This is a genomic window from Pseudomonas sp. D4002 (assembly GCF_013385665.1).
Taxonomy (GTDB): Bacteria; Pseudomonadota; Gammaproteobacteria; order Pseudomonadales; family Pseudomonadaceae; genus Aquipseudomonas.
Genome location: NZ_JACAPN010000042.1, coordinates 153,660 through 168,929 on the forward strand (window position 1 = coordinate 153,660; position 15,270 = coordinate 168,929).

Annotated in this window: 12 protein-coding genes; 8 read left to right on the top strand and 4 right to left on the bottom strand. The window is 61.4% G+C overall.

Features of this window, described 5'->3' with window-relative positions; translation table 11 throughout:
- Window positions 1-79 precede the first annotated feature (79 nt).
- The 4 genes from HX824_RS26460 (at window position 80) to HX824_RS26475 (ending at window position 5,323) form a co-directional block, all read left to right on the top strand.
- Window positions 80-2,671, top strand: coding sequence for a glycosyltransferase (locus HX824_RS26460; protein ID WP_003219347.1), 2,592 nt, complete (start codon window positions 80-82; stop codon window positions 2,669-2,671).
- A gap of 236 nt (window positions 2,672-2,907) precedes the next feature.
- Window positions 2,908-4,059, top strand: a complete 1,152-nt coding sequence (gene dapE, locus HX824_RS26465; protein WP_008430488.1) for a succinyl-diaminopimelate desuccinylase — start codon at window positions 2,908-2,910, stop codon at window positions 4,057-4,059.
- The gene (locus tag HX824_RS26470) at window positions 4,059-4,868 is read left to right on the top strand and encodes a putative RNA methyltransferase (RefSeq protein WP_008430489.1); all 810 of its coding nucleotides are present in this window, start codon (window positions 4,059-4,061) and stop codon (window positions 4,866-4,868) included. The genes dapE and HX824_RS26470 overlap by 1 nt, the downstream gene beginning before the upstream one ends.
- 77 nt (window positions 4,869-4,945) lie before the next feature.
- Window positions 4,946-5,323, top strand: coding sequence for a hypothetical protein (locus HX824_RS26475; protein ID WP_008430491.1), 378 nt, complete (start codon window positions 4,946-4,948; stop codon window positions 5,321-5,323).
- Between the two features lie 122 nt (window positions 5,324-5,445).
- On the opposite strand, the gene HX824_RS26480 is transcribed toward HX824_RS26475, so the two are convergent.
- Complete coding sequence (locus HX824_RS26480; protein ID WP_003219353.1) at window positions 5,446-5,655, bottom strand: cold-shock protein; 210 nt, start codon at window positions 5,653-5,655, stop codon at window positions 5,446-5,448.
- A gap of 196 nt (window positions 5,656-5,851) precedes the next feature.
- On the opposite strand from HX824_RS26480, the gene plsB reads away from it, so the two are divergent.
- From plsB to HX824_RS26495, 3 genes are read left to right on the top strand one after another with little or no spacing between them, the layout of a single operon-like run.
- The gene (gene plsB, locus HX824_RS26485; RefSeq protein WP_177055502.1) at window positions 5,852-8,356 is read left to right on the top strand and encodes a glycerol-3-phosphate 1-O-acyltransferase PlsB; all 2,505 of its coding nucleotides are present in this window, start codon (window positions 5,852-5,854) and stop codon (window positions 8,354-8,356) included.
- A gap of 51 nt (window positions 8,357-8,407) precedes the next feature.
- Window positions 8,408-8,809, top strand: a complete 402-nt coding sequence (locus tag HX824_RS26490) for a YbaY family lipoprotein (RefSeq protein WP_003219355.1) — start codon at window positions 8,408-8,410, stop codon at window positions 8,807-8,809.
- 28 nt (window positions 8,810-8,837) lie between these two features.
- Window positions 8,838-9,527 carry a DUF4197 domain-containing protein gene (locus HX824_RS26495; RefSeq protein WP_177055504.1) on the top strand — a complete coding sequence of 230 codons (690 nt, stop codon included), beginning with the start codon at window positions 8,838-8,840 and terminating at the stop codon, window positions 9,525-9,527.
- Between the two features lie 48 nt (window positions 9,528-9,575).
- Here the strand turns inward: HX824_RS26495 and HX824_RS26500 are convergent, their stop codons facing one another.
- From HX824_RS26500 to HX824_RS26510, 3 genes are all read right to left on the bottom strand, one after another.
- Window positions 9,576-9,767, bottom strand: a complete 192-nt coding sequence (locus HX824_RS26500) for a hypothetical protein (protein WP_177055506.1) — start codon at window positions 9,765-9,767, stop codon at window positions 9,576-9,578.
- Window positions 9,768-10,309: 542 nt separating this feature from the next.
- A complete protein-coding gene (locus HX824_RS26505; protein ID WP_177055508.1) occupies window positions 10,310-13,375 on the bottom strand; it encodes an efflux RND transporter permease subunit in 3,066 nt (1,021 codons plus the stop codon).
- Between the two features lie 6 nt (window positions 13,376-13,381).
- Entirely contained in the window at window positions 13,382-14,482 is a 1,101-nt protein-coding gene (locus tag HX824_RS26510; RefSeq protein WP_003219359.1) for an efflux RND transporter periplasmic adaptor subunit, read from the bottom strand.
- A gap of 92 nt (window positions 14,483-14,574) precedes the next feature.
- Here HX824_RS26510 and HX824_RS26515 point away from each other — a divergent pair, with 92 nt between their 5' ends.
- Window positions 14,575-15,213, top strand: a complete 639-nt coding sequence (locus HX824_RS26515) for a TetR/AcrR family transcriptional regulator (RefSeq protein ID WP_003219360.1) — start codon at window positions 14,575-14,577, stop codon at window positions 15,211-15,213.
- Window positions 15,214-15,270 lie beyond the last annotated feature (57 nt).

The window sequence follows — 15,270 nt, forward strand, 5'->3', positions numbered from 1 at the left end:
AGGCCAGTGTAGGATGCGCGCCGTTCGGCGCAGGCCGACACCTCTTTTCGTTCCACACCCTTTGGAACCCGAAATAGCCATGTCATCGCGTAAATTTGGACTCAACTTGGTGGTGGTGCTGGCAATCGCCGCGCTGTTCACCGGCTTCTGGGCGCTGATCAACCGCCCGGTCAATGCCCCTAACTGGCCCGAGCAGATCTCCGGTTTTTCGTACTCGCCGTTCCAGCAAGGCCAGTACCCACAGAAAGACCAGTATCCGACCGACGATCAAATGCGTCAGGACCTTGCGATCATGAGCAAGCTGACGGACAACATCCGTACCTACTCGGTCGACGGCACCCTGGGGGATATCCCCAAGCTGGCGGAAGAATTCGGCCTGCGGGTGACCCTGGGGATCTGGATCAGTCCGGACCTCGAGCGCAACGAGCGCGAGATCCAGCGCGCCATCGAAATCGCCAACAGCTCCCGCAGCGTAGTGCGGGTAGTGGTGGGCAACGAGGCGCTGTTCCGCGAGGAAATCACTCCGGAAGCGCTGATCGTGCTGCTGGATCGGGTACGGGCCGCCGTCAAGGTGCCCGTGACCACCTCCGAGCAATGGCACATCTGGGAACACAACCCGCAACTGGCCAAGCACGTCGACCTGATCGCCGCGCACATCCTGCCGTACTGGGAACATATCCCGGTGGACAAGGCCGGCCAGTTCGTCCTCGATCGCGCACGGGACCTGAAGAAGACCTTCCCGAAAAAGCCGCTGTTGCTGTCGGAGGTTGGCTGGCCGAGCAACGGCCGGATGCGTGGCGGTGCTGACGCCTCCCCCGCCGACCAGGCGATTTACCTGCGCACGCTGGTTAACACGCTGAACCGCCAGGGCTACAACTACTTCGTGATCGAAGCGTTTGACCAGCCATGGAAAGCCAGCGACGAAGGCTCTGTAGGCGCCTATTGGGGCGTGTTCAACGCCGCACGCCAGCAGAAATTCAACTTTGATGGCCCGGTGGTCGCGATTCCGCAATGGCGAGTGCTGGCGATCGGCTCGGTGGTGCTTGCGCTGCTGTCCCTGACCCTGCTGATGATCGACGGCTCGGCCCTGCGCCAGCGCGGCCGTACGTTCCTGACCTTTATCGCGTTCCTGTGCGGGTCGGTATTGGTGTGGATCGGTTATGACTACAGCCAGCAATACAGCACCTGGTTCAGCTTGACGGTGGGCTTCCTGCTGGCACTCGGCGCCCTGGGCGTATTTATCGTGTTGCTGACCGAAGCCCATGAGCTGGCCGAAGCAGTCTGGACCCACAAACGCCGGCGTGAATTCCTGCCGGTTGAAGGGGATTCGGACTACCGCCCGAAAGTCTCGATCCACGTGCCGTGCTACAACGAGCCGCCGGAGATGGTCAAACAGACCCTCGACGCCCTGGCCGCCCTCGATTATCCGGACTACGAAGTCCTGATCATCGACAACAACACCAAGGACCCGGCCGTGTGGGAGCCGGTGCGCGACTACTGCGAAACCCTCGGCCCGCGCTTCAAGTTCTTCCACGTCTCGCCCCTGGCCGGTTTCAAGGGCGGCGCACTGAACTACCTGATCCCGCACACCGCCAAGGATGCCGAAGTGATCGCGGTGATCGACTCCGATTACTGCGTGTCGCCAAACTGGCTCAAGCACATGGTGCCGCACTTCGCCGACCCGAAAATCGCCGTGGTGCAGTCGCCACAGGATTATCGTGACCAGAACGAAAGCACCTTCAAGAAGCTCTGCTACGCGGAATACAAAGGCTTCTTCCATATCGGCATGGTCACCCGCAACGACCGTGACGCGATCATCCAGCACGGCACCATGACCATGACCCGTCGCTCGGTGCTGGAAGAGCTGGGCTGGGCCGACTGGTGCATCTGTGAGGATGCCGAGCTGGGCCTGCGGGTCTTCGAGAAGGGCCTGTCGGCGGCGTACTACCACGACAGCTACGGCAAGGGCCTGATGCCCGATACCTTTATCGACTTCAAGAAACAGCGTTTCCGCTGGGCCTACGGCGCGATCCAGATCATCAAGCGCCACACTGCGAGCCTCTTGCGCGGCAAGGACACCGAGCTGACCCGTGGCCAGCGCTACCACTTCCTCGCGGGGTGGTTACCGTGGGTGGCCGACGGCATGAACATCTTCTTCACCGTGGGCGCCTTGTTGTGGTCGGCGGCGATGATTATCGTGCCGACGCGGGTTGACCCGCCGCTGCTGATTTTCGCGATCCCGCCACTGGCGTTGTTCGTGTTCAAGGTCGGCAAGATCATCTTCCTCTACCGTCGTGCGGTGGGTGTGAACCTGAAAGATGCGTTCTGCGCGGCACTGGCCGGGCTGGCGTTGTCGCACACCATCGCCAAGGCGGTGCTGTACGGGTTCTTCACCACCAGCATTCCGTTCTTCCGTACACCGAAGAACGCCGATAACCACGGTTTCTGGGTGGCGATTTCCGAAGCCCGGGAAGAGATGTTCATCATGCTGCTGTTGTGGGGTGCGGCACTGGGGATTTACCTGGTGCAGGGCCTGCCGAGCAATGACATGCGCTTCTGGGTGGTGATGTTGCTGGTGCAGTCGCTGCCGTATGTGGCGGCGCTGATCATGGCGTTCCTGTCGTCGCTGCCGAAACCGGCACCGAAGCAAGAGCCTGTGGCCGCTGCTTAAAATCCTGCGCAATGCACTAAACGGCGGCCTCTGGCCGCCGTTTTGCTATAAGATAACGGCCATTTTGTGAGACTTGGCCCAGGCCATTGCTTTGTGTGGGAGCGGGCTTGCTCGCGAATGCGCCGGGTCAGTTCATACATTGTTGACTGACACTCCGTATTCGCGAGCAAGCCCGCTCCCACACAAGCTCCCTCCCACATAAGCCTTGCGCCCTGACATGCTTCTGGAGTTTTTACATGACGGCCCACGCCGACCTTTCGCCGACCCTCCAACTCGCTATCGACCTGATCCGTCGCCCGTCGGTGACGCCGGTCGACGCCGATTGCCAGAAGCTGATGATGCAGCGCCTGGGCGACGCCGGTTTTGCGCTTGAGCCGATGCGCATCGAGGATGTGGATAACTTCTGGGCCACCCACGGCAAACACGAAGGTCCGGTATTGTGCTTCGCCGGCCACACCGACGTGGTGCCGACCGGCCCGGTCAAGGCCTGGCAGAACGACCCGTTCGACGCGCTGATCGATGAAAACGGCATGCTCTGCGGCCGTGGCGCAGCCGACATGAAAGGCAGCCTGGCGGCGATGCTGGTCGCTTCCGAGCGCTTTGTGACCGACTACCCGGACCACAAGGGTTCGGTCGCATTCCTGATCACCAGTGACGAAGAAGGCCCGGCGCACCACGGCACCAAGGCCGTGATCGAACGCCTGGCAGCCCGCAAGGAGCGCCTGGACTGGTGCATCGTCGGCGAACCGTCGAGCACCACCCTGGTGGGCGACGTGGTCAAGAACGGCCGTCGCGGCTCCCTCGGCGCCACCCTGACCGTGCGCGGCGTGCAAGGCCATGTGGCCTACCCGCACCTGGCGAAGAACCCGATCCACCTGGCCGCTCCGGCCCTGGCCGAACTGGCCGCCGAGCACTGGGACGATGGCAACACCTTCTTCCCGCCTACCAGCTTCCAGATTTCCAACCTCAACTCCGGCACCGGCGCCACCAACGTGATCCCGGGCGACCTGACGGCGGTGTTCAACTTCCGCTTCTCCACCGAGTCCACCGTCGAAGGCCTGCAGCAGCGGGTCGCGGCGATTCTCGACAAGCATGGCCTGGACTGGCATGTGGAGTGGGCGCTGTCGGGCCTGCCGTTCCTCACCGAACCGGGCGCGTTGCTCGATGCGGTCTCCGCCAGCATCAAGGCCGTCACCGGTCGCGAGACCCAGGCGTCCACCAGCGGCGGCACCTCCGATGGGCGCTTCATCGCGACCCTCGGCACTCAGGTGGTGGAGCTGGGCCCGGTCAACGCGACGATCCATCAGGTCAACGAGCGCATCCTCGCCAGCGACCTCGATGTGCTGACCGAAATCTACTACCAGACCCTGATCAAGTTGCTCGCCTGATGCTCGCTTGCCCCATTTGCAGCGCACCGCTCCATGAAGTGGACAACGGCGTAGCCTGCCCGGCCGGGCACCGTTTCGACCGGGCGCGCCAGGGTTACCTGAACCTGTTGCCGGTGCAGCACAAGAACAGCCGTGATCCGGGCGACAACCTGGCGATGGTGGAAGCGCGCCGCGACTTCCTCAACGCCGGGCATTACGCCCCGGTGGCCAGGCGCCTGGCCGAACTGGCCGCTGAACGCAAACCCCAGCGCTGGCTCGACATCGGCTGTGGCGAGGGTTACTACACCGCACAGATCGCCGACGCCCTGCTGCGCGCCGATGGTTATGCCCTGGATATTTCCAGGGAAGCGGTCAAGCGCGCCTGCAAGCGCAACCCCACGGTGACCTGGTTGATCGCCAGCATGGCCCGGGTGCCGTTGGCCGATGCCAGTTGCCAGTTCCTGGCCAGCGTGTTCAGCCCACTGGACTGGCTGGAGGCCAAGCGCCTGCTCAGCCCGGGTGGTGGTTTGATGAAAGTCGGCCCGACCCGCGGCCACCTGATGGAGCTGCGTGAGCGTTTGTACGACGAAGTGCGCGAGTACACCGACGACAAGCACCTGGCGCTGGTGCCGCAGGGCATGAGCCTGCAACACAGCGAAACCCTGGAGTTCAAGCTCAGCCTGGCCGATCCCAAGGATCGCGCCAACCTGCTGGCGATGACGCCCCACGGCTGGCGCGCGAGTGCCGAACGCCGGGCCCGGGTGATCGAAGCCGCCGAACCGCTGCTGGTCACTGTGTCGATGCGCTACGACTATTTCGTGCTTCAATAACCCATTATTTTTGTGGGCCTCGGGGCCCACACCGAATCCGCGAATGGATTTTCAAAATCCCGCAACGAGGAACATCCATGCGCCAACCTGATATCGAGATTTACCTCAAGGACGCCGACGTCGACCACAAGGCCATCGCCGCCTGGTTGGGCGCCGCCCTGGGCCCGTGCACCGACTGGGTCCAGCGCGGCCAGACCTACAAGTGCAAAGCCGGCAGCGTACCGGTCACCTGGCTGCCGAAAGCCGTAGGCAAATGGAACAGCCTGTACCTGGAAAGCGACCAGACCCCGTGGGAAGACGACATCGCCTGCGCCCGCGCAGCCTTTGCCGCGCTGAACGTCGAAGTGCGTTGCGCGCCGGGCAGCTGGGTAGAGGAAGAAGGTGAAGAAAGCGCGGATACCTGGATTCGTATCAGCGCAGACGGTGAAGAGCAGATCACCTGGAAAACAACCTGAGGGATCGTTCCCACGCTCTGCGTGGGAATGCAACCTGTGACGCTCCGCGTCACGATTAAAAGCAGACGCGGAGCGTCCAAAGAAGCATTCCCACGCAGAGCGTGGGAACGATCACGCCAAGGTTACAGGCCCACCACATCCTCAGCCTGCAAGCCCTTCTCTCCCGTCACCACGGCGTATTCCACCTGCTGGCCTTCAGCCAATGAACGATGCCCTTCACCGCGAATGGCGCGGTAGTGCACAAACACATCCTTGCCATCTTCCCGCTGGATAAAGCCATAGCCCTTGGCGTCGTTGAACCACTTCACATTGCCGGTTTCGCGCGTTGCCATCTGTTTTGCTCCCACATGCTTTTTATAAGTACGTTTATTGTTGAGTCGTCGCAGTTGAACTGCCGAGTATAAGACAGGCTCAAAAAGCTTCAACTCAAGATTACTTCGCCGCTTTTTTGCCGATTTTCGGCTAATACTGCACACTAGCGCCCCGAGCACCTGCCCGGTTTTTTTCCCCACTCAAAGCAGAAGCCGTATGACCCGTTCTCCCTTTCGCCGTCTGGTATTTGGCACCTTGCGCCGGCTGTTGTACCTCTGGGTTCGCTCAGAGACGATCAACCAGTCGTCCCTTACCTTGAACCTCGACCGCAGTCGTCCGGTGTTTTACGTCCTGCAATCTCCATCCCTCACCGAATTGGCGGTGGTTGATACCGAATGTACCAAGGCCGGCCTGCCGCGCCCGGTGCTGCCGGTGTCGGTCGGCCCGCTGATGGAGCCGGCGGCCTTCTTCTACCTGACGCCCGACCCCGACTGGCTGGGGCGCCAGGACAAGCGTGGCGCCCCACCCACCCTGACCCGCCTGGTGGATGTACTCACCGAACACGCCGAAGAGAATGCACAGATCATTCCAGTCAGCGTGTTCTGGGGCCAGTCGCCCGACAGCGAGTCCAGCCCCTGGAAACTGCTGTTCGCCGACAGCTGGGCCGTCACCGGCCGCCTGCGCCGGCTGCTGAGCATCCTGATCCTGGGCCGCAAGACCCGGGTGCAATTCTCCGCGCCCATCAACTTGCGTGAGTTGATCGAGCACAATAAAGGCCACGAACGCACCGTGCGCATGGCCCAGCGCATCCTGCGGGTGCACTTTCGCAACCTGAAAACCGCAGTGATCGGCCCCGACCTGTCCCACCGGCGCAACCTGGTGAAGGGCCTGGTGAACATGCCACTGGTACGCCAGGCGATCCTCGACGAGGCCGAACGCGAGAAAATCACCCCCGAGAAAGCCAAGGCCCAGGCTCTGCGCTATGGCAACGAGATCGCCTCGGACTACACCTACACCGCCATCCGTTTCCTCGAAGTGGTGCTGAGCTGGTTCTGGAACAAGATCTACGACGGCATCAAGGTCAACAACATCGAAGGTGTGCAAAAGGTCGCCCAGGGCTACGAGGTGATCTATGTACCGTGCCATCGCAGCCATATCGACTACCTGCTGCTCTCCTACCTCCTGTTCAAGAATGGCTTGACCCCGCCGCACATCGCCGCCGGGATCAACCTGAACATGCCGGTGATCGGCAGCCTGTTGCGCCGTGGCGGGGCGTTTTTCATGCGCCGTACCTTCAAGGGCAACCCGCTGTACACCTCGGTGTTCAACGAATACCTGCACACCTTGTTCACCAAGGGTTTCCCGGTGGAATACTTCGTCGAAGGCGGACGCTCGCGCACCGGGCGCATGCTGCAACCGAAGACCGGGATGCTGGCGATCACCCTGCGCAGCTTCCTGCGTTCATCACGCATGCCCATCGTGTTCGTGCCGGTGTACATCGGCTATGAGCGGGTGCTGGAAGGCCGCACTTACCTGGGCGAACTGCGCGGTGCGAGCAAGAAGAAAGAGTCGATATTCGATATTTTCAAAGTGGTCGGCGCCCTCAAGCAGCGCTTTGGCCAGGTCGCCGTGAACTTCGGCGAACCGATCAAGCTGGCTGAATTCCTCGACAGCGAACAGCCCGACTGGCGCTCCCAGGAGCTGGGCCCGAACTACAAGCCGGCGTGGCTCAACGAAACCACCAACCGCCTCGGCGAACGGGTGGCGCAACACTTGAACGAAGCGGCGGCGATCAACCCGGTGAACCTGGTGGCCCTCGCGCTGCTGTCCACCACCCGCCTGGCCCTGGACGAACAGGCGATGGCGCGCCAGCTGGATCTGTACCTGGCACTGCTGCGCAAGGTGCCCTACTCGCCCCACACCACCCTACCGGAAGGCGACGGCCTGGCGCTGATCAAGCACGTCAAGGACATGGACCTGCTGTCGGAACAGAGCGATGCACTGGGCAAGATCCTCTACCTGGACGAGCAGAACGCCGTCCTGATGACCTACTACCGCAACAACGTGCTACACATCTTCGCCCTGCCGGCGCTGCTGGCAAGTTTCTTCCAGAGCAGCTCGCGGATGAGCCGCGAACAGATCCTGCGCTATACCCGTGCGCTCTACCCGTACCTGCAATCGGAGCTGTTTATCCGCTGGTCCCTGGACGAGCTGGACGCGGTGGTCGACCAGTGGCTCGAAGCCTTCGTCGAACAAGGCCTGCTGCGTTTTGAAAACGACGTGTACCTGCGCCCGGCGCCCAGCTCACGGCAGTTTGTGCTGTTGACCCTGCTGTCCAAGAGCATCGCCCAGACCCTGCAACGCTTCTACATGGCGATCTCGCTGCTGCTCAACAGCGGCCAGAACAGCATCAGCGCCGAAGAGCTGGAAGACCTGTGCACGGTCATGGCCCAGCGCCTGTCGATCCTGCACGGCCTGAATGCCCCGGAGTTCTTCGACAAGAGCCTTTTCCGACATTTTATCCAGACCCTGCTGGAGCAAGATGTGCTGCGTCGCGACGAGGCCGGCAAACTGAGCTATCACCCGCTGCTGGGTGAGCTGGCCGAAGGTGCAGCCAAACGCGTATTGCCCGCGGAGATTCGCCTGTCGATTCGCCAGGTCGCACTGCATCGCAGCGAAGAGGCGGCAGACCAGCCTGTGGTACCCGAAGAAACACACTAGAGTGACCGAGGCGCCAGGGTGTTTCTGGCGCCGTTGACAAGGAGCTGCACCATGAAAAAAATCATCCTCCTGGGCCTGACCGCCCTGCTGGGAGCCTGCCAGACCATGAGCCCCGCGCCCAAAGCCAGCCTCGATGGCGAAGTCTTCTATTTGCAACGCATCGCCCTCCCGCCCGCCGCCACCTTGAGTGTGACCCTGCAGGATGTGTCCTTGATGGACGCCCCGGCCGTGACCCTGGCCGAGCAGAAAGGCCCGGTGAAAGGCCAGGTGCCACTGCCCTTTCATCTGAGCTACGACCCGACCCAGGTCAAGCCTGGCCACAGTTACTCGGTGAGCGCTCGCATCGAACTGGAGGGCAAGCTACTGTTTATCACCACCGAACGGCACTCCGTGCAGTTGAACGGCCAGGACCCACAACCGCTGCGCCTGCGCGTGGATGCGGTTGCACACTGATTAAAATATCGAACATAAGGAAGCGCCCATGCTCCGTAACTCCCTTCGCCTCACTGCCCTGTGCGCCGGCTTGCTGCTCGGTTCCAACGCCATGGCCTTGTCCCTCGGCAGCCTGTCCCAGGGCGACGCCACCGGCGGCCTCAAGGATGCACTGACCCAAGGCGCACAGATTGCCGTGAAACAACTGGGTGTGCCCGGTGGTTTCAGCAACAACCCCGAAGTGAAGATCGGCCTGCCGGGCAAGTTGGGCAAAGTCGCCGACAAGTTGAAAATGTTCGGCATGGGTGACCAGGTCACGCAACTTGAAACCAGCATGAACAAGGCGGCCGAGTCTGCTGTCACCCAGGCCCAGCCGATCCTGGTAAACGCGGTGAAAAACATGAGCGTGACCGATGCCAAGGGCATCCTCACCGGCGGCCAGGACTCGGCCACCCAGTACCTGAACAAAAGCAGCCGTGACGAGATCCGGGCCAAGTTCCTGCCGATCGTCAAGGCCGCTACCGACAAGGTCGGCGTGGCCCAGCAGTACAACGCGCTCGCCGGCAAGGCCGCCACCTTTGGCGCCATTGATGCCAAGAGCGCCAATGTCGAAAGCTACGTGACCGAACAGGCGCTGGACGGGCTGTTCAAGATGATCGCCCAGCAGGAAGAAACCATTCGCAAGAACCCGGCGGCGGCTGCCACCAGCTTGGCCAAGAAGGTGTTCGGCGCGCTGTAGATCATACCCGGCAACTAAAAACGCCCTGAACTATTCAGGGCGTTTTTTTTAATAGCGGCACTTGCAAGGCAAATCACTACCCACGGCATTGCTGTTGCTGATGTTGGTGGTGTTGTTTTCGGTTTTGATATTAATGTTGATCTCGGGCTGGCCATTGCCATTGGACCGACCGGAATTCGGCCCTATTCCAAATACAGCCCCCAACATGTGCAGTGGTGAAACCAGTACTGGAAAAATCATACACACTCCTCGATATCTATGGTCAAAAGCCCCCTCTGAGTGGCAAGGCAGCCCGAGTGGTTCCCGGGCTGCCTCGAGTCAGCGGCTATCGATGGATCGGAAAGAGTGCCGATGACCTCTGGTAGGGTTGGTGGGCCTCATGCACCGGCGCCTGGTGATACGGCTTGGGCCGCGCAGGCAGGACAGGCCCCGTTGGTCGGGAGTGATGGCCGTGGTTGAAACCGGGCCGTCCATGGCCGGGCTTGTGCGGTCGCGCCGTATCAGCTTCTTTATTGGAACCAGGCAACAGATTGCCCAGCAGTGACCCCAGGAAAGCACCTTTGAAAGCTGCCAGGGCAGACAAAATAAACATATGACACTCCATGAACTCATTGTTGTTCATCGGGACCGCAGGCTTGCGGCCCCGACAACGACGTCTGTCAATCAGACAATTCTGAGTGGAGCACCATGGGCAAACGTTCCGTCGCCCAGGGTCGCAGTTTGCGTCTATGTGTGAATGACCAGAGGCATTTCCTTACAGGACACCCCTGCCACTCGCAGCCTTACACCGCCTCCTTGCGCACCCGAAACCACGCCGCATACAGCGCGGGCAGGAACAACAGGGTCAATGCCGTCGCAACAATCAAGCCGCCCATGATCGCCACGGCCATCGGCCCGAAGAACACGCTGCGGGACAGCGGGATCATCGCCAGTACGGCCGCCAGCGCCGTCAGCACAATCGGCCGGAAGCGCCGCACGGTCGCCTCGATAATCGCCTGCCAGGGAGCCAGGCCGGCCTTGATGTCCTGCTCGATCTGGTCCACCAGGATCACCGAGTTACGCATGATCATCCCCGACAGCGCGATGGTCCCCAGCATCGCCACGAACCCAAAGGGCTGGCGGAACACCAGCAGGAACAGTGTCACCCCGATCAGGCCCAAGGGCGCCGTGAGAAACACCATCGCGGTGCGGGAGAAGCTGCGCAATTGCAGCATCAGCAAGGTCAGCACCACCACGATAAACAGCGGCACACCGGCCTTGACCGAGTTCTGCCCACGAGCGGAATCCTCGACCGTGCCGCCAACTTCCAGCAGGTAGCCGTCCGGCAGTTCAGCACGCACGCCTTCGAGGGTCGGCAGGATCTGCTGCACCAGGGTGGCCGGTTGTTCCTTGCCGTAGATATCGGCGCGAACGGTCACGGTCGGCAGGCGATTACGGTGCCAGATGATGCCTTCCTCAAAGCCGTATTCCAGGGTCGCGATCTGCGACAGCGCCACGCTCTTGCCGTTGTCGGTCGGCACCGCCAGGCTTGGCAGCAGCGACAGCTCGGTGCGCTCATGCACCGTGCCGCGCAGCAGGATTTCGATCAACTCGTTGTCCTCGCGGTACTGGCTGACGCTGGAGCCCGTGAGGGAACTCTGGAGGAATTTCGACAGGTTGGCGGTGCTCACGCCGAGGGCACGGGCGCGGTCCTGGTCAACGTTGAGGTAGACGATCTTGCTCGGTTCTTCCCAGTCCAGGTGCACGTTGACCACGTGGGTATTTTCGCGAACCTTGGCCGCCACTTTCCGCGCCAGGGCCCGGACTTCTTCGATGTGCTCGCCCGTTACCCGGAACTGCACGGGGTAGCCAACCGGCGGGCCGTTTTCAAGCCGCGTAACCCGCGAACGCAGGTCCGGGAATTGTTCGTTGAGGGTTTCGATCAGCCAGGTGCGCAAGCTTTCGCGCTCCTCGATGGTCTTGGCCAACACCACAAACTGGGCAAAGCTGGCGGCCGGCAGTTGCTGGTCCAGCGGCAGGTAGAAACGTGGCGAACCGGTACCGACATAGGCCACATAATTTTCAATACCTGCATGTTCCTTGAGCAAGGCTTCAAGGCGTTTGACCTGGTCAGCCGTATTGCTCAGGGACGCGCCTTCAGCCAGTTTCAGGTCGACCATCAGTTCCAGTCGCCCGGAAGCCGGGAAGAACTGCTGGGGCACAAAGCGGAACAGCGCCACCGAGCCGATAAACAGCAGCAAGGTCAGGACGATCACCGTCTTGCGCCGACGCACGCACCATTCCACCAGGCGTCTTACGCGCTGATAGAAGGGTGTGCCGTAGGGATCCGGCCCGTCGGTGCCATGCTTGGCCGCATGAATCTTCGCCAGGTCCGGCAGGAGTTTTTCCCCCAGGTACGGCACGAACATCACGGCGGCGACCCACGAGGCCAGCAGCGCAATGGTCACCACCTGGAAGATCGAGCGGGTGTATTCACCGGTGCTCGATTGCGCCGTGGCAATCGGCAGGAAACCTGCGGCCGTGATCAGGGTGCCGGTGAGCATCGGGAAGGCTGTGCTGGTCCAGGCGAAACTGGCGGCCTTGAGCCGGTCGTACCCCTGCTCCATTTTGATCGCCATCATTTCCACGGCGATGATCGCATCGTCCACCAGCAAGCCCAGCGCCAGCACCAGCGCGCCGAGGGAGATTTTGTGCAGGCCGATGCCGAGGTAATACATGGTGGCAAACGTCATGGCCAACACCAGCGGAATCGCCAGGGCGACCACCATGCCGGTGCGCACGCCCAGAGAGAAAAAGCTCACCAGCAACACAATCGCCAGGGCCTCGGCGAGCACCTGGACGAATTCGCCGACACTGGTTTTTACCGCTGCCGGCTGGTCCGACACCTTGCGCAGTTCCATACCGGCAGGAAGGTTCTTCTGCAGGCGTGCGAATTCGCCTTCCAGGGCCTTGCCCAGCACCAGGATGTCGCCACCATCACGCATGGCCACGGCCAGCCCGATGGCGTCGGCGCCCATGTAGCGCATGCGCGGTGCCGGCGGATCGTTGAAGCCACGATGAATCTCGGCCACGTCACCGATACGGAACGTACGATCACCGACGCGGATCGGGAAGTCGCGAATCTCCTTAACGGTCTTGAAGTTGCCGGACACCCTTAACTGCACCCGCTCGCTCGGGGTTTCAAAGAAGCCGGCGGTGGACACCGCGTTCTGTTCCTGCAACGCCTGCTGCACGGCCGCCAGCGGCAGGCCGAGGGTGGCGAGCTTGAGGTTGGACAGCTCGATCCAGATCTTCTCGTCCTGCAAGCCCAGCAGTTCGACCTTGCCGACATCCGGCACCCGTTGCAGCTGAATCTGGATGCGGTCGGCGTAGTCCTTGAGCACGGCGTAGTCAAAGCCATCGCCGGTCAGGGCGTAGATATTGCCGAAGGTGGTGCCGAATTCATCGTTGAAAAACGGGCCCTGGATATCCGGTGGCAGGGTCTGGCGAATATCGCTGATTTTCTTGCGCACCTGGTACCAGAGGTCCGGGATCTCTGCGGAGTGCATCGAGTCCCGGGCCATGAAGGTGACCTGGGATTCACCGGGCCGCGAGAAGGAGACGATGCGCTCGTAGTCGCCGGTCTCCATCAATTTCTTTTCAATACGCTCGGTGACCTGGCGCGACACTTCCTGGGCCGTAGCGCCTGGCCAGTTGGTCTTGATCACCATGGCCTTGAAGGTAAACGGCGGGTCTTCGCTTTGTCCCAGCTTGGTGTAGGACAAGGTGCCGACCACTGCCAGCAGGATCATCAGGAACAGTACGATCTGGCGATTACGCAACGCCCATGCGGAAAGATTGAAACCCATCGGGGACTACTCCTTGGCCGCCAGACTTACCACTCGATTGGCGCGATCCACCGGGCGCACTTGCTGGCCCTCATGGAGTACATGCACACCGGCGGCGATCACCCAATCAGTGGGGTTCAAGCCTTCCAGCACCGGCACGGTTTTCTCGCCAAAGGCGCCGATCCGCACCGGTGTGCGCTTGAGGGTATTGTCGGGCTGCACCACCCAGACGTAGGACGCGCCGTTCTCCGCGCTCAGGGCAGACAGCGGCACCGCCAGGGGAATCACCCCGTCAGCCTGAATGAAGACGCGAGCGCTCTGCCCCAGTTCCGCAGGCACTTTGCCGCCGGTAAACGCGACGCGGGCGGCGAAGGTTCGCGACTTTGGATCGGCAGCCGGCGACAGTTCGCGGATGCGGCCGTTGAAGCGTTGGTCGGGCTGGCTCCACAGTTCCACGGACACCGGCTGGCCAATCTTGAAACGCCCGAAGCTTTGCTCCGGCAGGCTGATCAACACCTCCCGCTCGCCATCGGTGGCCAGGGTGAATACGGTCTGGCCGGCCGACACCACCTGGCCGACTTCCACTGCACGCTTGGCGACCACGCCATCCTGGGGTGCGCGCAACACGGCGTAACCGGCCTGGTTATTGGCCACGTCGAATTCGGCCTTGATCTGCTTGAGGCGTGCTTCACCGGAGCGGTAGAGGTTTTCGGAGTTGTCGTACTGGGAGCGGCTGACCATCTGACGGTCCATCAGGGTCTTGTAGCGGTCACGCTCGGCGCGTACCAGGCTCAGGTTGGCGTCGGCAGCGGCGACCTGGGCGCGGGTGGCTTCCAGTTGCAGGCGTACGTCCTGAGGGTCGAGTTCGGCCAGGGGCTGGTTGGCCTTGACGCGCTCGCCCTCCTCCACCAGTCGTCGGCTGACTTTGCCGCCAATGCGAAAGGCCAGGTCGGGTTCATAGCGGGCACGCACCTCGCCCGGGTAGCTGTCGGAAGCCTGCGCCGAAGGCTCTGGCTGAACCACCATGGCCGGGCGGACGGTGGTTTGCGCCGCTTCTTCATGGCCACAGGCAGCCAACAGGAATAACAAGCTGGCAGGCAACGCGAGTGGCAGGAAATAGCTGCGCATGCTGAAGGACCTTTCGCTAATGGTGCTAGGAATAATTATACTGGCCAGTATGTTATTAATACCAAACTCACCAGTCCAGTAATAAAGTGAAAATGTCCGACAATCCTGTGAACACCAATAGCCCCGGGCGTCCCAAGGACATGGCAAAACGCCAGGCGATTCTTGATGCGGCGAAGATCCTGTTTTTGAGTAATGGATATGCCAGTACCAGCATGGATGCCGTGGCAGTGGAGGCCGGGGTGTCGAAGCTGACGGTGTACAGCCATTTCACCGACAAGGAGACGCTGTTCTCGGCAGCGGTGGTTGCCAAGTGCGAAGAGCAGTTACCGGTGATGTATTTCGAGCTGCCCGAGGGTATGCCGGTGGAGAAGGTGCTGCTCAATATCGCCCGCGGGTTTCATGTGCTGATCAATAGCGAGGAGTCGGTGAACCTGCATCGGTTGATGATGACTTCCGGGAGTCAGGATCCGAAGTTGTCGCAGATCTTTTTCGAGGCCGGGCCGATGCGTATGTTGCAGGGGATGGAGCGGCTGCTCGGTAAGATCGACCAGAGTGGCGCATTGCGTATTGCCAAGCCGTTCACCGCGGCGGAGCATTTTTTCTGTTTGCTCAAGGGGACGGCTAATTTTTGTTTGTTGTATGGGTGTGGGGGGCAACTGAGCGCAGAGGCGGCCGAGGAGCATGTACAGGAGGTTGTGGGGCTGTTTATGCGGGCTTATCGGGCTTTTTGAACTGAGTACATATCCGTTATTTAGGTAACGGCTTCGATTGGTTCCGCTCTTACAGCG